Annotated in this window: 19 protein-coding genes; 15 read left to right on the top strand and 4 right to left on the bottom strand. The window is 71.4% G+C overall.

The annotated features are described in order from the left end of the window. Positions 1–7 precede the first annotated feature (7 nt). The 7 genes from ACH4E8_RS18775 to ACH4E8_RS18745 all read left to right on the top strand — a co-directional run bounded on the left by ACH4E8_RS18775 (position 8) and on the right by ACH4E8_RS18745 (position 6312). A complete protein-coding gene (locus ACH4E8_RS18775; protein WP_398449501.1) occupies positions 8–1279 on the top strand; it encodes a beta-ketoacyl-[acyl-carrier-protein] synthase family protein in 1272 nt (423 codons plus the stop codon). Then, positions 1276–2481 (top strand): ketosynthase chain-length factor, encoded by a 1206-nt coding sequence (locus ACH4E8_RS18770; protein ID WP_398449499.1) that lies wholly within the window; start codon positions 1276–1278, stop codon positions 2479–2481. Before ACH4E8_RS18775 ends, ACH4E8_RS18770 begins: the two co-directional genes overlap by 4 nt. Before the next feature lie 77 nt (positions 2482–2558). Further along, complete coding sequence (locus tag ACH4E8_RS18765) at positions 2559–2819, top strand: acyl carrier protein (RefSeq protein WP_398449497.1); 261 nt, start codon at positions 2559–2561, stop codon at positions 2817–2819. A gap of 29 nt (positions 2820–2848) precedes the next feature. Beyond that, positions 2849–4033, top strand: a complete 1185-nt coding sequence (locus tag ACH4E8_RS18760) for a cytochrome P450 (RefSeq protein ID WP_398449495.1) — start codon at positions 2849–2851, stop codon at positions 4031–4033. Continuing rightward, complete coding sequence (locus ACH4E8_RS18755; protein ID WP_398449493.1) at positions 4030–4248, top strand: ferredoxin; 219 nt, start codon at positions 4030–4032, stop codon at positions 4246–4248. The genes ACH4E8_RS18760 and ACH4E8_RS18755 overlap by 4 nt, the downstream gene beginning before the upstream one ends. A gap of 103 nt (positions 4249–4351) precedes the next feature. Beyond that, positions 4352–5323 carry an ACP S-malonyltransferase gene (locus ACH4E8_RS18750; protein WP_398449491.1) on the top strand — a complete coding sequence of 324 codons (972 nt, stop codon included), beginning with the start codon at positions 4352–4354 and terminating at the stop codon, positions 5321–5323. After that, positions 5320–6312 (top strand): acyltransferase domain-containing protein, encoded by a 993-nt coding sequence (locus ACH4E8_RS18745; protein ID WP_398449489.1) that lies wholly within the window; start codon positions 5320–5322, stop codon positions 6310–6312. The genes ACH4E8_RS18750 and ACH4E8_RS18745 overlap by 4 nt, the downstream gene beginning before the upstream one ends. Before the next feature lie 182 nt (positions 6313–6494). Here ACH4E8_RS18745 and ACH4E8_RS18740 read toward each other — a convergent pair whose 3' ends face one another. The 4 genes from ACH4E8_RS18740 to ACH4E8_RS18725 all read right to left on the bottom strand — a co-directional run bounded on the left by ACH4E8_RS18740 (position 6495) and on the right by ACH4E8_RS18725 (position 10601). Further along, complete coding sequence (locus ACH4E8_RS18740) at positions 6495–7106, bottom strand: hypothetical protein (RefSeq protein WP_398449487.1); 612 nt, start codon at positions 7104–7106, stop codon at positions 6495–6497. A 641-nt stretch (positions 7107–7747) separates the two neighbouring features. Next, positions 7748–8353, bottom strand: a complete 606-nt coding sequence (locus tag ACH4E8_RS18735; protein ID WP_398449485.1) for a DNA-binding response regulator — start codon at positions 8351–8353, stop codon at positions 7748–7750. A gap of 197 nt (positions 8354–8550) precedes the next feature. After that, positions 8551–9537 carry a dTDP-glucose 4,6-dehydratase gene (rfbB, locus tag ACH4E8_RS18730; RefSeq protein WP_398449483.1) on the bottom strand — a complete coding sequence of 329 codons (987 nt, stop codon included), beginning with the start codon at positions 9535–9537 and terminating at the stop codon, positions 8551–8553. Further along, positions 9534–10601, bottom strand: a complete 1068-nt coding sequence (locus ACH4E8_RS18725; RefSeq protein ID WP_398449481.1) for a glucose-1-phosphate thymidylyltransferase — start codon at positions 10599–10601, stop codon at positions 9534–9536. The genes rfbB and ACH4E8_RS18725 overlap by 4 nt, the downstream gene beginning before the upstream one ends. Positions 10602–11409: 808 nt before the next feature. Here ACH4E8_RS18725 and ACH4E8_RS18720 point away from each other — a divergent pair. From ACH4E8_RS18720 to ACH4E8_RS18685, 8 genes are all read left to right on the top strand, one after another. After that, positions 11410–12549, top strand: a complete 1140-nt coding sequence (locus ACH4E8_RS18720) for a glycosyltransferase (protein ID WP_398449479.1) — start codon at positions 11410–11412, stop codon at positions 12547–12549. Then, complete coding sequence (locus ACH4E8_RS18715) at positions 12546–13343, top strand: class I SAM-dependent DNA methyltransferase (RefSeq protein ID WP_398449476.1); 798 nt, start codon at positions 12546–12548, stop codon at positions 13341–13343. Before ACH4E8_RS18720 ends, ACH4E8_RS18715 begins: the two co-directional genes overlap by 4 nt. Then, the gene (locus tag ACH4E8_RS18710; RefSeq protein ID WP_398449474.1) at positions 13340–13792 is read left to right on the top strand and encodes a sugar 3,4-ketoisomerase; all 453 of its coding nucleotides are present in this window, start codon (positions 13340–13342) and stop codon (positions 13790–13792) included. The genes ACH4E8_RS18715 and ACH4E8_RS18710 overlap by 4 nt, the downstream gene beginning before the upstream one ends. Beyond that, complete coding sequence (locus ACH4E8_RS18705) at positions 13789–14898, top strand: DegT/DnrJ/EryC1/StrS family aminotransferase (RefSeq protein WP_398449472.1); 1110 nt, start codon at positions 13789–13791, stop codon at positions 14896–14898. The genes ACH4E8_RS18710 and ACH4E8_RS18705 overlap by 4 nt, the downstream gene beginning before the upstream one ends. A gap of 84 nt (positions 14899–14982) precedes the next feature. After that, on the top strand, positions 14983–16002 hold the full coding sequence (locus ACH4E8_RS18700) for a methyltransferase (RefSeq protein WP_398449470.1): 1020 nt from the start codon (positions 14983–14985) through the stop codon (positions 16000–16002). A gap of 115 nt (positions 16003–16117) precedes the next feature. Then, positions 16118–16813, top strand: a complete 696-nt coding sequence (locus ACH4E8_RS18695) for an antibiotic biosynthesis monooxygenase family protein (protein WP_398449468.1) — start codon at positions 16118–16120, stop codon at positions 16811–16813. Beyond that, on the top strand, positions 16810–19116 hold the full coding sequence (locus ACH4E8_RS18690) for a methyltransferase domain-containing protein (RefSeq protein WP_398449466.1): 2307 nt from the start codon (positions 16810–16812) through the stop codon (positions 19114–19116). Before ACH4E8_RS18695 ends, ACH4E8_RS18690 begins: the two co-directional genes overlap by 4 nt. Before the next feature lie 112 nt (positions 19117–19228). Then, a complete protein-coding gene (locus ACH4E8_RS18685; RefSeq protein WP_398449464.1) occupies positions 19229–19606 on the top strand; it encodes a helix-turn-helix domain-containing protein in 378 nt (125 codons plus the stop codon). Positions 19607–19748 lie beyond the last annotated feature (142 nt).

Here is a 19748-nt window from a genome sequence, read left to right as displayed (position 1 = left end):
GGACATCATGACGAGGCGGCGAGTGGTCATCACCGGTATCGGTGTACTCGCGCCGGGCGGCGTGGGCACCAAGAACTTCTGGTCCCTGATCAGCGAGGGACGCACCGCCACCCGGACCCTGACCCACTTCGACCCCACCCCCTACCGGTCGCGGGTCGCGGCCGAGGTCGACTTCCACCCGGAGGAGCACGGGCTGCGCGCCCAGGAGATCCGCCGGATGGACCGGGCCGCGCAGTTCGCCGTGGTCGCCGCCGCCGAGGCGGTCGCCGACAGCGGTCTTGAGCTGCCCGAGGTCGACCCGCACCGCATCGGCGTCACGATCGGCAGCGCCGTCGGCGCCACCACCAGCCTGGAGGACGAGTACCGGGTCGTCAGCGACGACGGCACCAGGCACCTCGTCGACCACGCCTATGCGACCCCGCACCTGTACGACTACCTGGTGCCCAGTTCCTTCGCCACCGAAGTGGCCTGGGCGGTCGGCGCGGAGGGGCCGGCCACGGTGGTCTCCACCGGCTGCACCTCCGGCATCGACGCCGTCGGGCACGCCGTGGAGCTGATCCGCGAGGGCAGCGCCGACGTGATGGTCACCGGGGCCACGGACGCCCCGATCTCCCCCATCACGGTTGCCTGCTTCGACGCGATCAAGGCCACCACGGTCCACAACGACGACCCGGAGCACGCCTCCCGCCCCTACGACAGCACCCGCAACGGCTTCGTCCTCGGCGAGGGCTCCGCGGTGTTCGTGTTGGAGGAGTACGAGTCGGCCCGGCGCCGCGGCGCGACCGTGTACGCCGAGGTCACCGGGTACGCCACGCGCAGCAACGCGTACCACATGACCGGGCTGCGGGCGGACGGCGCCGAGATGGCGGTGGCGATCACCGCCGCGCTGGACGAGAGCCGGTTCGCGCCCGAGGACGTCGACTACGTCAACGCCCACGGCTCCGGCACCAAGCAGAACGACCGGCACGAGACGGCCGCCTTCAAGGCCAGCCTGGGGGCGCACGCCTACCGGGTGCCGGTCAGCTCCATCAAGTCGATGGTGGGGCACTCGCTGGGCGCGATCGGCTCCATCGAGATCGCCGCGTCCGCGCTCGCCATCCGGCACAACGTGGTGCCGCCCACCGCGAACCTGCACCACCAGGACCCCGAACTCGACCTGGACTACGTGCCCCTGACCGCCCGTGACTGGCGCACCGACCGGGTGCTCACGGTCGGCAGCGGCTTCGGCGGCTTCCAGAGCGCCATGGTCCTGTCCCGTCCCGAGAGGAGCGCGGCATGACGGCCGTGGCTGTCACCGGCATCGGAGCCATCGCCCCCAACGGGCAGGGCACCGAGGAGTACTGGAAGGCCACCTTGGCGGGGCGCAGCGGCATCGGTCCGCTGCGCCGCTTCGACGCCTCCGGCTACCCCGCGAAGCTCGCCGGCGAGATCGACCTGGACCCGGCCGAGCACCTGCCGAGCCGGCTCGTCCCGCAGACCGACCACATGACCCGGCTGTCGCTGATCGCGGCGCAGTGGGCGTTGGACGACGCCGGGGTGCAGCCGCAGGACCTGCCGGACTTCGGCGCCGGGGTGATCACCGCCAGCTCCGCGGGCGGCTTCGAGTTCGGTCAGCGGGAGTTGGAGAACCTCTGGCGCGAGGGCCCGAAGTACGTCAGCGCGTACCAGTCGTACGCCTGGTTCTACGCGGTGAACTCCGGGCAGATCTCGATCCGGCACGGCATGCGCGGCCCCAGCGGGGTCGTCGTCAGCGACCAGGCCGGCGGGTTGGACGCGCTGGCCCAGAGCCGTCGGCAGATCCGCAAGGGCACCCAGTTGGTGGTCTCCGGCGGGGTGGACGGCTCGCTGTGTCCCTGGGGCTGGGTGGCGCAGATGGCGGGCGAACGGATGAGCACGTCGGAGGATCCGGAGCGCGCGTACCTGCCCTTCGACGCGCGGGCCCGCGGGCACGTGCCGGGCGAGGGCGGGGCGCACCTGGTGGTGGAGGACGTGGCGGCGGCGCGGGAGCGCGGCGCCCGGATCCACGGGCTGATCGCCGGGTACGGCTCCACGATGGACCCGCGGCCCGGGAGCGGGCGCGAGCCGGGCCTGCGCCGGGCCCTGACGCTGGCGCTTGAGGACGCGGAGGTGCGCCCCGACGAGGTCGACGTGGTCTTCGCGGACGGCGCCGCCGTGCCCGAACTCGACCGCATCGAGGCCGACGCCGTCAACGCGGTCTTCGGCCGCGGCGGGGTGCCGGTGACGGCCCCGAAGACGATGACGGGCCGGCTCACCGCGGGCGCCGCGGCGCTGGACGTCGCGACCGCGCTGCTGGCGATCCGCGACGGGGTGATCCCGCCGACGCTGCACGTCGAGGGCGCCGCCGAGTACGGCATCGACCTGGTCACCGGTCGGCCGCGGCAGGCCGCGGTGCGCACCGCGGTCGTCCTCGCCCGCGGTCACGGCGGCTTCAACTCGGCCGTCGTGGTGCGGGCGGCGTGAGCGCCGCCGTCAGCCCGATCCGCAAGACAGGCCCTCACGCGCCCCGGCGCAGCACGACCGCCACGAAGGAGCGGAACATGAGCAGCTTCTCCATCGACGACCTCAAGCGCATCCTGCGGGAGGGAGCCGGCGCCACCGCCGAGTTGGACGGCGACATCCTCGACGCCAGCTTCGACGACCTCGGGTACGACTCCCTGGCGCTGCTGGAGACCGGCAGCCGCATCGGTCGCGAGTACGGGCTGGAGTTCGAGGACACGGCGTTCGCCGACGTCGAGACCCCGCGCGACCTGGTCGGCGTGGTCAATGCCCACTTGTCGACCGCCGCGCCGCGCGGCTGACCCGAAGACCCCCAAGGAGACGGAGCACCATGGCGACCGGCACCATTCCCCGCAGTGACATCGACCCGTACAGCGACACGTCGATCCTCTCCCCGTACGAGGACTACCGGCGCCTTCGCGACCTGGGCCCGGTGGTGTGGCTGGAGGCGCACGAGGTCTACGCGGTGGCGCGCTACCGCGAGGTGTACGACGCGCTGCACGACCACACCACCTTCTCGTCGGCGTCGGGCGTGGGCCTGACGGAGACGCTCAACAAGGCCCAGAAGGGGTCCAGCTTCACCAGTGACCCGCCGTACCACGACTACGTGCGCGGGCTGGTGGCCCGCCATCTGAAGCCCAAGGCGCTGGAGGAGTTCCACGACTACATCGAGGGCTGGGCGAACACCCTGGTCGACCAGCTCATCGAGAAGGGCACCTTCGACGCGGTCACCGACTTCGCGCAGGCGTTCCCGCTGGCCGTGGTGCCCGACCTGCTGGGCTGGCCGGTGGACGAGGGCAAGGAGCGCCTGTTGGAGTGGGCGACCGCCGGCTTCAACGCGTTCGGTCCGCTCAACCAGCGGACGATGTCGGGCTTCCCGCTGCTGAAGGAGATGTCGGAGTTCCTGGCGCGGATGTCCGTGCCGGGCAATCTGCGGCCCGGTAGCTGGGGCGAGCAGTTGGTGACCGACGCGAAGGACGGCAAGATCGAGGAGTACCTGCTGCCGGGGCTGCTCGGCGACTTCCTCGCCCCGTCGATGGACACCTCCGTCAGCGCGCTCTCCAGCATGCTGTGGCTGCTGGGCACGCACCAGGAGCAGTGGGAGGAGATCCGCGCGGACGAGTCGCACATCCCGCGGGCGTTCAACGAGATCATCCGCATCGAGTCGCCGCTGCGCGGCTTCACCCGGCTGGTGACCCGGGAGCGGGAGCTCGGCGGGGTGTCGCTGGAGCCCGGGATGCGCGTCCTGCTGCTGTACGGCTCGGCCAACCGCGACGAGCGCCACTGGACGGAGCCGGACGCCTTCGACATCCACCGCCGCGCGGTGGCGCAGCACGTCGGGTTCGGCCACGGCATCCACGGGTGCGTGGGCCAGGCGCTGTCCCGGCTGGAGGGGCACAGCCTGCTCAAGGCGCTGTCGACGAAGGTCCGTTCCATCGAGGTGGGCGAGCCCACCTGGCGGTTGCACAACACGATCCGCGGCATCGCTTCGCTGCCGGTCACGCTGCACACGTGACCACTGCCGAGGAGCAGACCGACCGGATGCGGATCACCGTCGACCTCGAACGGTGCGAGGGGTACGGGCTGTGCGAGGCGGAGGCGCCCGAACTGCTCCTGCTCGACGACGGCCACGCGAACGTGCTGGTGGCCGGGGACGTGCCGGAGGACCAGCGGGAGGCGGCGCTCAGCGCCGTGCACACGTGCCCCATCGCGGCGCTCAGGTTCGCCTGAGCGCCGCCCGCGGCGTCGCACCTGCGCGCCACCGGGAACGGCGGTGCCGCACGAAACCGAACCAGGCAGGAAAGCCACTGAGGAGAAGGGGGTGACGCCCGGGATGAGTGCTACCGCCTTCGTCTTCCCGGGACAGGGGTCGCAGCGCGTCGGGATGGGCCGCGACCTGGTCGCGGACCGACCGGACCTGATCGAGTCCCACTACCGGGTCGCCGACGAGATCCTCGGGATCCCGCTGACGCAGTTGTGTTGGCAGGGGCCGGCGCAGGAGTTGCGGGCGATGCCCGTCACCCAGCCCGCGGTGTTCCTGACCAGCGTCGTGGCCCACGAGGTGCTGCGCGGCCACGGCGTCGTCCCCGACGTGGTGGCCGGGCACAGCCTGGGCGAGTTCGCCGCGATGGTCGCGGCCGGGGTGCTCGACCTGCGGGACGGGCTGCGCCTGGTGCGGCTGCGCGGCGAGTTGATGGACTCGGTCAACCGGACGGTGCCCGGCTGTCTGGGCGTCGTGATCGGCATTCCGGTCGCCGGGGTGGAGGAGCTGTGCGCCCGGGCCGCCGCCGACACCGGCGAGGTCGTGGAGATCGCCAACCTCAACGAGGACCGGCAGATCGTGGTGTCCGGCGGGCTCGCCGGGGTGGCGCAACTGCTCAAGTACGCGGACGCCGAGGGCGCCGAGCGGGTGCTCACCCTGGACATCGGCGGGCCGGCGCACTGCAGCCTCCTGTCGGGCATCGAGGAGGAGTTCGCGCGGGCGATCGACGACCTCGATCTGCGGGACCCGGTGATCCCGATCTACTCGGCGCTGACCGCGGCCCCGGTGCTCGACGCACGGCAGGCCGCGGAGTGTCTGCGCCGCCAGTTCACCAACCGGGTGCTGTGGGCGGACACCGTGCGCGCCCTGACGGACGCGGGGGTCGACCGGTTCGTGGAGGTCGGCGCCGGCAAGGCGCTGAGCAAGCTGTGCCAGCGGATCTCCCCGGAGGCGGAGGTGTACCGCACCAACGACGCCCCGCGGCTGGCGCAGGCCGTGGCGGCGCTGGGCGCGGTGCGCTCCCCCGGGACCCTGGTCCGGTGACCGGGCAGCCGATCGCCCTGCTCCTGCCGGGGCAGGGCTTCCAGCACGTCGGCATGGCCGTGGAGCTGTACCGTCGCGAGCCCCGGTTCGCCGCGGTCGCCGACGAGTTCCTGGCCGCGCTGGGGCCCCGGGGGGCGGGGGTGCGTCAGACGTGGCTCGGCCTGGTCGACGGCGCGCCCGCCGACCGGGGCGCCACCGCGCAGCCCCTGCTGTTCCTGATCGGGTACGGCATCGGGGAGGCGCTGGCGGCCCGCGGAGTGCGGCCGGCCGTGCTGATCGGGCACAGCGTCGGCGAGTTGGCCGCGGCGACGCTCGCGGGGGTGTTCTCCCCCGCCGCGGCGGCCCGGATCCTCGCGGCGCGCTGCGCGGCGCTCGCGGCCGCGCCCGCCGGCGGAATGCTGGCCGTGGCCGGGGCGCCGGAGTCGGTGTTGGAGCGGGTGCGGGCCGGGGACGGTTGCACGGGCGTGGCGCTCGGCGCGCACAACGGGCCCGCGCAAACGGTGCTCGCCGGCCCGGAGCCGGCGCTGACGGCGGCCGAACGGACCCTGTGCGAGCAGGGGCTGACGGCGCGCCGGGTGCGGGCGCTGGAGCCGTGGCACGCCCCGGCGATGCGACGGGCCGCGGACCGGTTCCGCACCGCGGTCGCCGCCGAGGTGCTGAGCCCGCCGCGGATACCGATCGTGTCCACCCGCACCGCTCGCCCGGTGTCGGACGCGGAAGCGGTGCGGCCCGACTTCTGGGCCGATCAGATGGCGCTGCCGGTGCGGTTCTGGCCGGCGCTGTGCACCGTGTTGGACGGTGCCGCGCACACGGTGGTCGACGCCGCCCCCGCGGGGGCGCTGGCGACCCTGGCGCGCCGGCACCCTTCGGTGCGCGCCGGCCGCAGCTCCGTCGTACCGCTGTTGGCGCCCGCGTCGCGCGAGCCCTGGCCCGTGTGGACGGGGGCGGTCGAGCGGCTGGCGGGGTCGGTGCCGCAGCCCGCGCCGTGAGCGGTTCGGGAAGCCCCCTGACCGGGGCTTCCCGGGCCGCTGTGCTCGTCCCCGGTGCCGTAGCCGCCGTGTTCGTCCGCGGCGCCGTGGGCCCCAATGCGTGCGGGCGCGCACGCACGTGTGGGGCGCCCGCCCCGTCGGGCGGCGCCCCACACGCCCACCGGCGCCGGCGCTGCGTCAGGTCAGCCCCGCAGCGCCGCGGTCACGTCCCCGGCGTGGTAGTACACGCGTCCCGCGACCTTTCGCCGACGCCATTCGTTCTGGTTGGCGAGTCGGTAGATGCTGCCGTTCGGCAGGTTCCACAGCGCCTTGATGTCCACGACGGTGTACCAGGCGCGCTGCTCGGCGGTGCGCCCGTGCGCGTCCGAGCGGAGCGCGGCCCACTCGTCCGGCCCCCACACGTGGGTCACGTCCGCACTGCACCGGATCTCCGACGGCTTCGCGTCGGTGCTCGGCACCTTGACCACGGCCTTCAACTTGCCCGAACAGCCCTGGTGGACGCAGGTCCCGAGGGGCACGACCCGGACCCGGCCGGAATCGGTGGCCCTGCGGGCGAGCCGGGTCAGGGCCCGCAGCTCCTCCAACACGTCCCTGGCCGCCCAGTGTTCGGCGAGCCAGGACACGTTCTGCTGACAGAAGCGCGCCATCGGCGCGACGCGCCGCTCGGGCGCCTCGACCCCCCGCTCCTCGACCACCAGGGCCGACCAGGAGGCCAGTACCGACCGGACCCGGGAGCGCACTTCGGCGACGTTGTCGTTGAACGGCAGGTCACGCCGTCCGGCACCGCCGGACACCCTTTCCTGGACCGTACGGGACCCCCCGAGGGCAACCTCACACGCGGAGTACAGCGCGGGTAGCTCCCCGAAGGCGGTGAACAGTTCGTCCTTGCAGCAGTCGCACAGGGTGGTGCCTCCCTCGGCTGTGCAACCGACCGTGACTTTCGGAGCGCGGCAGTGATTCCATGACGGGCTTCGCATAGTCGCGCCAGATCCCCCTTGTTTCAGCCAGACGACTCGACTGGTTTCCCACCACCGTAGGGCAGCAAGACTCCATGGGGGAGTGTCTTCATCATCAACACATTATGAAAAGCCCATGTGCTTCGTGAAGAACGCACATAGTTGTGTGCGTCAATCACGCGATGATCGAGACCGGCGCGAACATGACACGCAAGCAGCGTCATTCACCCCCGCCCACCTGCGCCAATCACCGCCAGTCCCGGAGAAGTACAGTTCGTGACTGACTGGAAAACACCCTCGAAACCCCCGATGGCGGACTCGTGAAACCCCCGGAGGAGCCCCAACGGGCGCCCATCGGGACCCATCCCGACGGCCCTGGAGGGTGACTGCGAAAGCACGAGGGCCGGGGCGGGCACCATAGGCATTCCAGCCACCTAAGGGTGTCCCGTCCCGGCCGCGTGGGCACAGGATGCGGAAGGTCACAGCCAGCCGGCGTCGGCCGCGATGCGGACCGCGTCCATCCTGGTGCGCGCATTCAGCTTGGTGGTGACCGAGCTGAGGTAGTTGCGGACCGTGCCCGGCGACAGATGGAGCCGGGCCGCGATCTCGGGCACGCCGTCGCCGGCCGCCGCCAGTCGCAGGATCTCCAATTGACGCTCCGTCAGTGGCGGCGGCGGTGACTGCCACGCCGAAACGGCCAGGTCGAAGTCGATGACCCGCAGTCCCGCCGCCAACTCCCTTATGGTGCTGACGAGTTTCTCTGGTGGGGATTCCTTTACCAGGAATCCACCCACCTGAATGTCAAGTGCCCGCCGAACGATCGTCGGCCGCCACGTACTCGTCAGAATGAGCGTGCGCGTCTTCGGCAACTCTTCATGAATTTGTTGAATTGCTGACAGGTCGTCGTGGACCGGTGTGTCGATATCGATCACCGCAACGTCCGGCTCAAAACGGCGTGCAGCCTGCACCAACTCGCGTCCCGCCGCTAATTCGGCGACGACGACGATGTCGTTCTCCTGCGCCAGAAGCGCAAGAAATGCCCCCCGTACCATACGGCCGTCTTGGGCGAGCAGAACCTTAATCACTTTCCCTCCAGAGGTGAACGCGAGTGTCCTGCAGCGCGCCAATGGCAACGCCAGTCGGTCACGAGCTTAGCCTCTGGGGGTGCGTTTGGGCAGGGACAAGTTTCCCTGTGCACCGATTGAAGACCCGCTTACCCTGCGGTAAAGCGGGTGAGAAGTGGGCGCGCCTGTCGACGCGCCGGCGCACGATGCGGACGGTCTCACACCATCGCGCGCTCCTTCAGCGGCTCCCACCACTTGCGATTCCCCCGATACCAAGCGACAGTTTCAGCCAGTCCGCTGGTCAAGTCTCGGACCGGCCGGTATCCCAGCTCGGTGCGGATCTTAGTACAGTCAACTGAGTAGCGTCGGTCGTGACCTTTACGATCAGCGACGTACTCCACGCTGTCCCCGTCGGCGCCGCACGCCGTCACCAATAGATCCGCGAGCTCACGGTTGGTCAGCTCGGTGCCACCCCCGATGTTGTAGACCTCGCCCGGTCGACCGTTGGCGCGCACCAGCTCCACGCCCTGCACATGATCGTCCACGTGCAGCCAGTCACGGACGTTGCGCCCGTCACCGTAGAGGGGAACCTTCTTCCCGTCCAGGAGATTGGTCACAAACAGCGGAATGATCTTTTCCGGGTACTGGTGCGGACCGTAGTTGTTGGAGCACCGGGTGACCCGGACGTCCAGGCCGTGGCTGCGGTGGTAGCTCAGCGCCAGCAGGTCGGCCGCGGCCTTGCTGGCGGAGTAGGGCGAGTTGGGCGCGAGCGGTCGCTCCTCGGTCCAGGAGCCCTCGTCGATGGAGCCGTACACCTCGTCGGTGGAAATCTGGACGAAGGTGCGCACGCCCTCCTTGAGGGCGGCGTCCAACAGGACCTGGGTGCCGACCACGTTGGTGCGCACGAAGGGCGCAGAGGACTCCAGGGAGCGGTCCACGTGGGACTCGGCCGCGAAGTGGACGACTTCGTCGACCCGGGCCATCAACATCCCGACCAGGGAGCTGTCGGTGACGTCGCCGCGGACGAAGCCGAAGGCGGGGTGCTCGCGCACCGGGTCCAGGTTCGCCGGGTTGCCGGCGTAGGTCAGTCGGTCGAGGACGGTGACCTTGACGTCACCGGGGCCGTCCGGCCCGAGCAGCGTGCGCACGTAGTGCGAGCCGATGAAGCCCGCGCCGCCGGTCACCAGGATGTGTGTCGAGGTCATGAGGAGATCTGCACCTTGCTGTGGTCGCCGAGGATCAGTCGGTGGGCGTGCGGGACGGCGGGGGCGGGCGCGACGGTCACGCTGCGCCCGATGAGGGAAGCCTCCACCCGGCGCACCCCCCTGATCGAGGAGTCGCGCAGCACGATGGAGAACTCGATCTCGCTGTTCTCGATCCGGCAGCCCTCCGACACGGAGGTGTACGCCCCGACGTACGAGTCGCTGATCACCGTCCCGCGTCCGACGATCGCCGGTCCGACGATCCGCGACCGCAGCACCTTTGCGCCGGCTTCGACGGTGACCCGCCCGATGAGCTGGCTCTCCTCGTCGACGCTGCCTTCGATCCAGGGCTCCATGGTCTCCAGCACGGACCGGTTGACCTCCAGCATGTCGATGACGTTGCCGGTGTCCTTCCAGTAGCCGGTGATGGTGGTGGAGCGCACCCGGTAGCCGCGGTCGATCAGCCACTGGATGGCGTGGGTGATCTCCAACTCACCGCGCAGCGAGGGTTGGATCGCGCGGACCGCCTCGTGCACGGCGGGGGTGAACAGGTAGACGCCGACGAGCGCCAGGTCGCTCTGCGGGTACTGGGGCTTCTCCTCCAGTCGGACCACCTCCCCCGCCGCGTCGAGTTCGGCGACGCCGAAGACCGAGGGGTCCGACACCCGAGTCAGCAGGATCTGGGCGTCCGGGCGGTCCTCGCGGAAGCCCTGCACCAGGTCCGCGATGCCGCCGACGATGAAATTGTCACCGAGGTACATCACGAAGTCGTCGTCCCCGAGGAAGTCCCGGGCGACCAGCACCGCGTGGGCGAGCCCCAGGGGCAGTTCCTGGGGAATGTAGGTGACGTCGATGCCGAATTTGGAACCGTCACCCACCGCGTCGCGAATCTCGTCCGCGGTGTCGCCGACGATGATTCCGACCTCGCGGATGCCCGCTTCGGCGATGGCTTCAAGACCGTAGAAGAGGACGGGCTTGTTGGCGACGGGGACCAACTGTTTGGCAGAGGTGTGGGTGAGGGGGCGAAGCCGAGTTCCGGCGCCTCCGGACAGGACGAGGGCCTTCACCGGCAGCCACCTCGCACCGGCAATTGACTGTGGCCGCCGTGACGGCCATCGATGGCGGACTTGTGCGACGGCATTGTTCTCCCAGATTCCGGCCGAAGCCCATTGCCGCCCGTCCTTCATGTCGGGTTCGGAACAACAGACTTGGTCATGGGTGATGCACCGGCCATAAAGCCTAAGCACATGCCGACGGGGCTGTCCAGGCTTTCTCTCCACCACCCCAGAATGTGACTGCCGGGGTGGAATGTTGATTTACCAGGGGTATTCATCGTGCACATCCCGGCACTGAATTCGGCACGCCGGCGGCGAGCTCTGCGAAGCACCCGGCCGGTCGGCTACGGGGGTTTGAACCGACCGACCGGGTCACCCACCCGGACGGAGATTATCTCCGCCCTGAGGTATCTTCACGATAAAGCTAATTGCTCCCTGGACCGCTTGTCAACAGACCTTTCGCCCCTCGGAGCAGGGCGGTGGGGGACGGAACGCACCGACGACCGCGAGGTCCGGCCGCCCCCTTGACACCGCGACCAGCCGTGAAGAAGATTGCGTCCATCGTGGAACTGCTGTGCCCCCGGGGCCCGTTCCCGTTCTGAGCGCCGCCCGGACCGACCCTCACCCGGCGTCCGCCTCACCTCTGCGCACCGCGCCCTACGAGCGCACGGCGCTGCTCCTTCCCGTACGCATCCCGCGTCGCGCATCCCGTACCCCGTACGCCCTCCCGGACACCCCGGCGTCCCGACCGGCCCGCGCCCTCACCGCGAGCCGGCGCTCCGCCCTGCCCGGACGGCGGCCCAGACCTTACGGAGAAGCCATGAAAGTCCTGTTCATCGCAGCGGGAACCAGCCCCGCCGGCGTCTTCGCCCTCGCCCCGCTCGCGACCGCGGTGCGCAACGCCGGTCACGAGATCCTGGTCGCCTCCTTCGACGAGCTGACCTCCAGCATCGAGGCGGTCGGGCTGCCTCCGGTGGCCGTGGTCACCGAGCACACCACCGAGAGCATCAAGCAGTTGGACCGCCCCGGCGGCCCGATCGAGTTCCCCTGGTCGCCGGATCAGGAACTTCCCTACGTGGGGCGCTGGTTCGGCCGGCAGGCCGCCGTCAGCCTCGACGGGCTCCTGGAGCTCACCCGGCACTGGCGCCCCGACCTCGTCATCGGCGGCACCGACGCGCACGCCGCCGGGCTGATCGCCGCCCACCTCGGCGTCCCGCACGTCCGCCAGGCGTGGGACTGGCTGCACTTCGGCGGCGCCGAGCAGTACGCCGCCGAGGAGCTCGCCCCCGAGCTGGAGCGGCTGGGCCTCGCCGAACTGCCCGCCCCGGACGTGTTCTTGGACATCTGCCCGCCGAGCCTCCTGCCGTCGTTCGCCACGCCCGGCCGCCCCATGCGCTGGGTGCCCGGCAACCGGCAGCGGGCGCTGGAGCCGTGGATGTACGCCAAGGGCGAGCGCCCGCGGATCTGCGTCACGTACGGCAGCTTCCGCACCGCCATGCCGCAGATCTTCGAGCACCTGTGCGCGCTGCTGACCCGGCTGGTGGACCTGGACGCCGAGATCGTGGTGGCGGCGAACGAAGCCGCGACGGAGAAGCTGCGCGAGCGCTTCCCGCAGGTCCGCGCCGGCTGGGTGCCGCTGGAGTTCCTGCTGCGCACCTGCGACGGCATCGTGCACAGCGGCGGGCTGACCGCGCTGAACGCCATGTCCGCCGGGATCCCGCAGGTCGTGCTGAACCAGTTCGTCGCCTTCGAACCGTCGCTGGCCCTGTTGCAGCAGCAGGGCTCCGCGGTCGTGCTGCACCGCGAGGAGGGCTCCCCCGACGGCACCTTCGAAGCCTGCCGCAAGGTGCTGTCCGACGGGAGCTACGGCCACCAGGCCCGGGTCCTCGCCGACGAGCTCAACTCCCTGCCCACCCCGAACGACGTGGTGAAGGACCTGGAAGGACTGGTGCGCGGATGAACGCCCCCTCGGCCACCCGACCCGGCGCGCCCGTGACGCCCGCCGACGTGGAGCAGGCGTACGGCGCCGAGCACGCCGACGTGTACGACGCGATCTACCGCGGCCGGGGCCGCGACTACGCCGCCGAGGCGGCCGACTTCCTCGCCGTGCTGCGCACCCGGCGCCCCGAGGTCACCAGCCTGCTGGACGTGGCCTGCGGCACCGGCGCCCACCTCGCGGCGCTGCGCGCCTCGGTGGACCACGTGGAGGGGGTGGAGCTGTCGCCGTGGATGCACACCCTGGCCACCCGCCAACTGCCCGGCGTCGCCGTCCACCAGGACGACATGCGCTCGTTCAACCTCAGCCGGCGGTTCTCCGCCGTGACCTGTCTGTTCAGCTCGGTCGGCTATCTGAAGTCGGTCGAGGACCTGCGGCGGACCCTGCGCACCTTCCGGGCGCACACCGCGCCGGGCGGGGTCGCGCTGGTCGAGCCGTGGTGGTTCCCCGAGACGTTCCTCGACGGGTACGTCGGCAGCAGCCTGGTGGAGGTCGACGGGCGGACCATCGCCCGGGTCTCCCACACCGTACGGGCCGGGAACACCAGCCGGATGACGGTGGAGTACACCGTCGCGGAGCCGGTGAACGGCCTGCGCCGCTTCTCCGACCTGCACGTGCTCTCGCTCTTCACCCGCGAGCAGTACGAGGACGCCTTCGAGCAGGCCGGGTTCGCGGTGGAGTTCCTCAAGGACGGGCCGTCGGGCCGCGGACTCTTCCTCGGCGTGGCGCCCGAGTCGACCGACGGGGGCACGCGATGACCGACCCGAACGCCGTGACCGACGTCAGCCGGGTCGGCAAGGTCCGCCCCTGCGCGCTGATGAACCTCCAGACGATCGGTGACCCCCGCGGCCAGTTGGCCGTGGTCGAGGGCGCCAAGGACATCGGCTTCCCGATCAAGCGGCTCTTCTACTTGTACGACCTGCCGACGGCCTCGGTCCGCGGCGACCACGCCCACCGCAACCTGGAGCAGTTCGTCATCCCCATCAACGGCAGCTTCGACGTCGCCGTGGACGACACCGTCGACACCGCCGTCTGCCGTCTCGACGACCCCGGGCAGGGCCTCTACATCGGCCCGATGGTGTGGAACAGCCTGGTGAACTTCTCCGAAGGCGCCATCGCGCTGGTCCTCGCCTCCGAGCACTACGACGAGGCGGACTACTACCGCCGCTACGACGAGTTCCTCGCGGACGCGGGAGCGCGCGCATGAAGGTCCCCTATCTGGACCTGAAGGGGCCGCACGCCGAGATCCGGGCCGAGTTGGACGCCGCGTACCACCGCGTCGTGGACTCCGGTTGGTTCGTGCTCGGCGAGGAGGTGCGCGCCTTCGAGGAGGAGTACGCCGCCTACTGCGGGGCCGCGCACTGCGTGAGCGTCGCCACCGGGTGCGACGCGCTGGAACTCGCCCTGCGGGCGCTGGACATCGGTCCCGGCGACGAGGTCGTGGTACCCAGCGCGACGTACATCGCCACCTGGCTCGCGGTCTCCGAGACCGGCGCGGACGTGGTGCCCGTCGAGGTCGACCCGGACACCCACCTGCTGGATCCGGCCGCGGTCGAGGCGGCGATCACCCCCGCGACCCGAGCGGTCATGCCCGTACACCTCTACGGACAGCCGGCGGACCTGCCCGCGCTGCGGCGGGTCACGGACCGGCACGGGCTGGCGATCGTCGACGACGCGGCGCAGGCGCACGGCGCCCGGCTGCACGGCACCCGGGTCGGCGGTGGCGGGCACGCGACCGCCACCGCGTTCAGCTTCTACCCGGGGAAGAACCTGGGCGCGCTCGGCGACGGCGGCGGCGTGCTCACCGACGACGCCGAACTCGCCGACCGGCTGCGGCTGCTGCGCAACTACGGCTCGCGCAGCAAGTACCACCACGAGCTGAAGTCCACCAACTCCCGGCTGGACGAGCTGCACGCCGCGGTGCTGCGGGCCAAGCTCCCGCACCTGGACCGCTGGAACGCCCGGCGGGCCGAGATCGCCGACCGCTACCGAACCGCCTTCGCCGACCTGCCCGGGCTGCGGCCGACGGGCGTGCCCGAGGGGGCCGAGCCCTCCTGGCACCTGTACGTCGTGTGCTGCGACGACCGGGACGCGGTGCAGCGCAGGCTGACCGAGGCGGGCGTGGGCACCTTGATCCACTACCCGGTGCCGGTCCACCTCTCCCCCGCGTACGCCGACGCGGAGCGCTGGCCGGCGGGGACGTTCCCGCAGGCGGAGGCCATCGCGGCGCAGGTGCTGAGCCTGCCGATGGGTCCGCACCTGAGCGACGGGGACGTCTCGTACGTCATCGACGCGGTGCGCGCCGCGGTCTGAACCGCCCGCCAGGCACCGCCCCGTCCCCGACCCCGCTCCACCCCGCACCTCCACCCGACCGCGACCGAAAGGGAACCGCGCGCCATGACCCCTCCTCCCCAGCTTCCGCCGTCCGTCCGGGTGCTCCAGCTCGCCACCGCGAGCTGGATGGCCGCCGCCGTCAGCGCCGCCGCCGAACTCGGCATCGCCGACGTCCTCGGTGACGGGCCCCGGACCTCGGACGAGATCGCCGCGGCCGTGGGCGCCCACCCGCCCACGCTCTACCGCCTGCTGCGGGCCGGCACGGACGTCGGGCTCTTCGAGGAGCGCGACGGCAAGGTGTTCGCCAACACCCCGGTGGGCGAGGCACTGCGCACCGACTCGCCGACCTCCATGCGCAACTTCGCCCGCTGGGTCGGGCTCACCGCCGACCGCGCCACCTGGGCCGGGCTCGCCGACAGCGTGCGCACCGGCACGCCGGCCTTCGAGCGGATGCACGGCCAGGACGTGTGGGACTTCATGCGGGACCACACGGACGTCTCCGGGGTCTTCAACGACGCCATGACCGAGGCGTCCCGTCAGCTCATCGCGCCCGTCGTGGACGCGTTCGACTTCAGTGACATCGGGACCCTGGTGGACGTGGCCGGCGGGCGCGGCGCGCTGCTGTCCGCGGTCCTGAAGGCCAACCCGAAGACCCGGGGCGTGCTGTACGACCAGCCCGAGGTGGTCGCCGAGGCCGCGCAGACCTTCGCCCGCAACGGCGTCGCGGACCGCGTGGAGATCATCGGCGGCGACTTCTTCTCCTCGGTACCGCCGGCCGGCGACGCGTACCTGCTCTCCAACGTGCTGCACGACTGGGACGACGAGAGCTCGCTGAAGATCCTCGCCAACTGCCGCGCCGCGCTGGGCGACGGGGGCCGGGTGCTGCTGGTGGAGGCCGTGATGACGGACGGCGCCCGCCCCAACCCGACGGTCTCCCTGATGGACCTGAACATGCTGGTGCTCTGCGGCGGCCAGCAGCGCACCGAGGCGGAGTTCGCCGACCTCTTCGACCGCGCGGGGCTGCGGCTGACCCGGATCGTCGGGGCGGGCCTGCACAGCGTGGTCGAAGCCGTCCGGGCCTGACCCGCGACACCCGCGAGGTCCCGGGGACCGCAGCGATCACAGAGGTCCCAGCGATCGCAGCAGTCGCCGGGGTCCCCGAGACGCTAGAGACGCCAGAGACGAAAGAGACGTCCAGATGCCCTTCATCACGCCGGACAACGGCTCGCTGACCGTCTTCAACCTGTTCGACACCCGCACCCACGAGGACCAGACGACCCTGCTGAACACCATGCAGGGGATCATCCAGGGCGCCAACTACCCCGGCTGGCGGTCCTCCACGCTGCACGGCGGCATCGACCAGCCGTGCGCCGCCAACTACATCCAGTGGCGCAGCGTCGAAGACCTGCGGGACCGTTACGAGGGCGAGAACTTCAAGCACAACACCGTCCCGTACTTCACCGACCTGACCACCTCGGTCCACCTGCTGAAGACCGAAGTCGTCGCCACCCACCTCCACCCGGAGCTGGAGCGGATCGAGATCTCCCCGGACCGCGACGACTTCACCGTCATCGTGATCATGGGCGTCGAGGAGGCGAACCAGGCGCGTCTGGTGGACCTGTTCGCCAAGCCCGACCCGTGGATGGAGGGCGTCCCCGGCTACCGCTCCCACTCGATCCTGCGCGGCCTTGAGGGCGACTTCGTCGTCAACTACGCGCAGTGGGAGAGCCGTGCGGCGTACGAGGCGTTCCACAACCTGCCCGAGGAGGAGCGGCCGGCCGACTCGCGGTCGATGCGCGCCGCCGCCCGCCCGCTGCTGACCTCGCGCTCTTCGAACACCTACGAGGTCGTGTTCTCGCGCTCGGCCGCGGATGACGCGGACGGTGCGCAGTGACCGTGGAGTCCTCCGTGCCGGACCCGGTGGTGGTGCTGCCCACCGACCGGCGCTACGCCGAGTTCGTCCGCGGCGACAACTACCGCTTCACCGGCGAGCCCGACCGGGTCGTGCTCGTCCGCACCGCCGAGCAGGTCGCCGACGCGCTGCGGGCGGCCCTCGCGGAGGGCAAGCGGGTGGCCGTGCGCAGCGGCGGCCACTGCGGGGAGGCGTTCGTCTCCGACCCGGCCGTCGAGGTCGTCATCGACATGTCGCTGATGTCCGGGGTGTCGTACGACCCGCAGCGGTGCGCCTTCGCCGTGGAGGCGGGGGCCAACGTGGGCCAGGTCTACAAGGAGCTGTACCGCAACTGGGGCGTGACCGTGCCCGCGGGCGTGTGCACCGCGGTGGGCATGGGCGGGCACGTCACGGGCGGCGGCTACGGTCCGCTGAGCCGGCTGCACGGGCTGGTCGCGGACCACCTGTACGCGGTCGAGGTCGTGCACGTCGACGCCGCAGGCCGGGTGCGGACCGTGGTCGCCACCCGCGAGGAGGACGACCCGCACCGCGAGCTGTGGTGGGCGCACACCGGTGGCGGCGGCGGCAACTTCGGCATCGTGACCCGCTTTTGGCTGCGCTCCCCGGGGGACCTCGGTCCGGACCCGGAGCAGTTGCTGCCGCAGGCGCCGTCGTCGCTGCTGACCGCGATGGTCGCCTGGTCGTGGGAGAGCTGCGACCAGGCGGCGTTCGCCCGGATCATGCGCAACTTCATGGCCTGGCACGTGGCGAACAGCGCCCCCGACTCCCGGTTCGCGCGCCTCTTCGCCTCGCTGTGGGTCCGGCACCGCTCGGGCGGTGATCTGACGATGTACGTGCAGGTGGCCGAAGCCACCGACGGCTCGAACGGATCCGACGACCCGGAGTCGGGCGCCGACGCGCTGCTGGACGAGTTCCTGGCGGCCGTCGACGAGGGCACCGGGGTCAGCCCCTTCGTCTTCCGCCACCGGCTGCCCTGGCTGACCGGCGTGCGCTACATGGGCCAGGGCGACTCCGGTCCGGTGCTGGGCGCCCGCAACAAGGCGAAGGCCGCGTACCTGCGCGGGGTGCACTCGGACGAGCAGCTCGCCGCGCTGTACCGGTGGTTCCACAAGGAGGACTACTTCGGGCGCGAGTCGCTGATGATGCTCAACGGCTACGGCGGCGCCATCAACGCCGTCGCGCCGGACGACACCGCGTCCGCCCAGCGCGACTGCGTGATCAAGGCCGCGTACTCGGCCGCCTGGCACGACCCCGCGGAGGACGAGGGGCACATCGCCTGGGTGCGCGGGCTGTACCGGGAGCTGTTCGCGGCGACCGGCGGCGCCCCCGTCTCCGGCGACGTGGCGGACGGGTCGTACATCAACTATCCGGACGTCGACCTGACCGACCCCGCGGAGAACACCTCCGGGGTCCCCTGGCACGAGCTGTACTACAAGGACAACTACCCGGCGCTGCAACGGGTGAAGGCCGCCTACGACCCGCGTGACGTGTTCCACCACGCGATGTCGGTGCGCCTGCCCGCCGCTGGAGCCGACCGCCCCCAGACCCCGGAGAAGAACGTGTCCTTCGCCTCTGACCACATCCCGGACCGCTACGACTTCGAGAGCATGTACCGGGGCGATCAGGACGCTCCCCCGGTGCAGCCCTGGGACATCGGCCGTCCGCAGCCGGCGCTGGTGGAAGCGCACAAGGCGGGGCTGATCACGGGCGCGGTGCTCGACGTGGGCTGCGGCCTGGGCGACAACGCCGCCTTCCTGGCCTCCCAGGGCCACCGGGTCACCGCGGTCGACGTGTCGCAGATCGCGGTGGACGAGGCGAGCGCCCGAGCCGCGGCCAAGGGCGTGCAGGTGGAGTTCGCCGTCACCGACGCGACCCGGCTGACCGGCTTCGACGGCCGCTTCGACACCGTCGTGGACAGCGCCTGCTACCACTCGCTGGCGGAGGACGACCGGGTGCGCTACCTGGAGGCGCTGCACCGGGCGGCCCGGCCGGGCGCGCGGCTGCACATCTTCTCCTTCGCCGAGGAGTTGCCGGCACCGTTCCCCGGTCCGCACCGGCACAGCGCGCGGAGCCTGCGCGAGGTGGTGGGCGGCGTGTGGGACGTGGTCTCGGTGGCGGAGGCCACGTACGCGAGTTCGCTCGGTGCGGCCGACGTCGTCGAGATGACCCGGGCCGAGTACCCGGACCGGGAGGTCGACGCCGACAGCCTGCCCGGACTTGAGCTGGACGAGTTCGGCAACGCCACGATGCCGGTGTGGCACGTGGTGGCCGTACGGCGCGACTGAGTCCGCCGCGGCGACGGCCGGCTCCCCTCTGCGCGCCCGCGCGGGGAGGGGAGCCGGCCTTTGCGTGCGGCGGCCGGCAAATGAACGTTCCGGAACCGTCAAGGAGATCGCCATGCGCAACCCCGTCGACGCCCCGCCGGCGTCGTACACCGAGAGCGGCACCTGGCCCGACGGACCGCTGACGCCCGACGCACCGCCCACCGCCCACGCGGGGCAGGCGCTCGCCCGCAGCCTGCGGGCGCTGATGCGGGCGCGCAGCCTCAGCGCCCGCGCGCTGGCCGCCCGCACCGGCACCACCCACCCCACCGTCCGGCGCATCCTCACCGGCGCGGGGCTGGTCGACGTGCGCACCGTCTTCCTGCTGGAGGTCGCGCTCCAGGCACCGCTGTGGCCGGCCGACCTGTATGCCGACTTCCACCGTAGGAAGGCGACTTCGGGCCCTGACCCGCAGCAGGTGCCGGCCGTCGACCAGGAGTCGGGAGACGGCTGACGCCCCCGATCCGTGGCATGCGCCGGACGGGGGCGCACACGGTCGACTCCGCGCCCCAAAGCGGCAGATGGGGCGAGCCCGGGATTCGGCGGTCCGGACCTTCGCCGTCGTACGCGGCCGTCCTCACCCATCCCTCCACCCA

The sequence above is a fragment of the Streptomyces sp. NPDC017979 genome, assembly GCF_044328175.1.
Lineage (GTDB): Bacteria > Actinomycetota > Actinomycetes > Streptomycetales > Streptomycetaceae > Streptomyces.
The sequence above is the reverse complement of the archived record's forward strand: the minus strand, read 5'-3'. Positions and strand labels throughout refer to the sequence as shown.

Excerpts from the sequence above, each read along its gene's own strand:
- ACH4E8_RS18685 (WP_398449464.1), top strand. The coding sequence starts at position 19,229 with ATGCGCAACCCCGTCGACGCCCCGCCGGCGTCGTACACCGAGAGCGGC.
- ACH4E8_RS18695 (WP_398449468.1), top strand. The coding sequence starts at position 16,118 with ATGCCCTTCATCACGCCGGACAACGGCTCGCTGACCGTCTTCAACCTG.
- ACH4E8_RS18760 (WP_398449495.1), top strand. The coding sequence starts at position 2,849 with ATGGCGACCGGCACCATTCCCCGCAGTGACATCGACCCGTACAGCGAC.
- ACH4E8_RS18770 (WP_398449499.1), top strand. The coding sequence starts at position 1,276 with ATGACGGCCGTGGCTGTCACCGGCATCGGAGCCATCGCCCCCAACGGG.
- ACH4E8_RS18715 (WP_398449476.1), top strand. The coding sequence starts at position 12,546 with ATGAACGCCCCCTCGGCCACCCGACCCGGCGCGCCCGTGACGCCCGCC.
- ACH4E8_RS18720 (WP_398449479.1), top strand. The coding sequence starts at position 11,410 with ATGAAAGTCCTGTTCATCGCAGCGGGAACCAGCCCCGCCGGCGTCTTC.
- ACH4E8_RS18710 (WP_398449474.1), top strand. The coding sequence starts at position 13,340 with ATGACCGACCCGAACGCCGTGACCGACGTCAGCCGGGTCGGCAAGGTC.
- rfbB (WP_398449483.1), bottom strand. The coding sequence starts at position 9,537 with ATGACCTCGACACACATCCTGGTGACCGGCGGCGCGGGCTTCATCGGC.
- ACH4E8_RS18765 (WP_398449497.1), top strand. The coding sequence starts at position 2,559 with ATGAGCAGCTTCTCCATCGACGACCTCAAGCGCATCCTGCGGGAGGGA.
- ACH4E8_RS18700 (WP_398449470.1), top strand. The coding sequence starts at position 14,983 with ATGACCCCTCCTCCCCAGCTTCCGCCGTCCGTCCGGGTGCTCCAGCTC.
- ACH4E8_RS18705 (WP_398449472.1), top strand. The coding sequence starts at position 13,789 with ATGAAGGTCCCCTATCTGGACCTGAAGGGGCCGCACGCCGAGATCCGG.
- ACH4E8_RS18775 (WP_398449501.1), top strand. The coding sequence starts at position 8 with ATGACGAGGCGGCGAGTGGTCATCACCGGTATCGGTGTACTCGCGCCG.
- ACH4E8_RS18750 (WP_398449491.1), top strand. The coding sequence starts at position 4,352 with ATGAGTGCTACCGCCTTCGTCTTCCCGGGACAGGGGTCGCAGCGCGTC.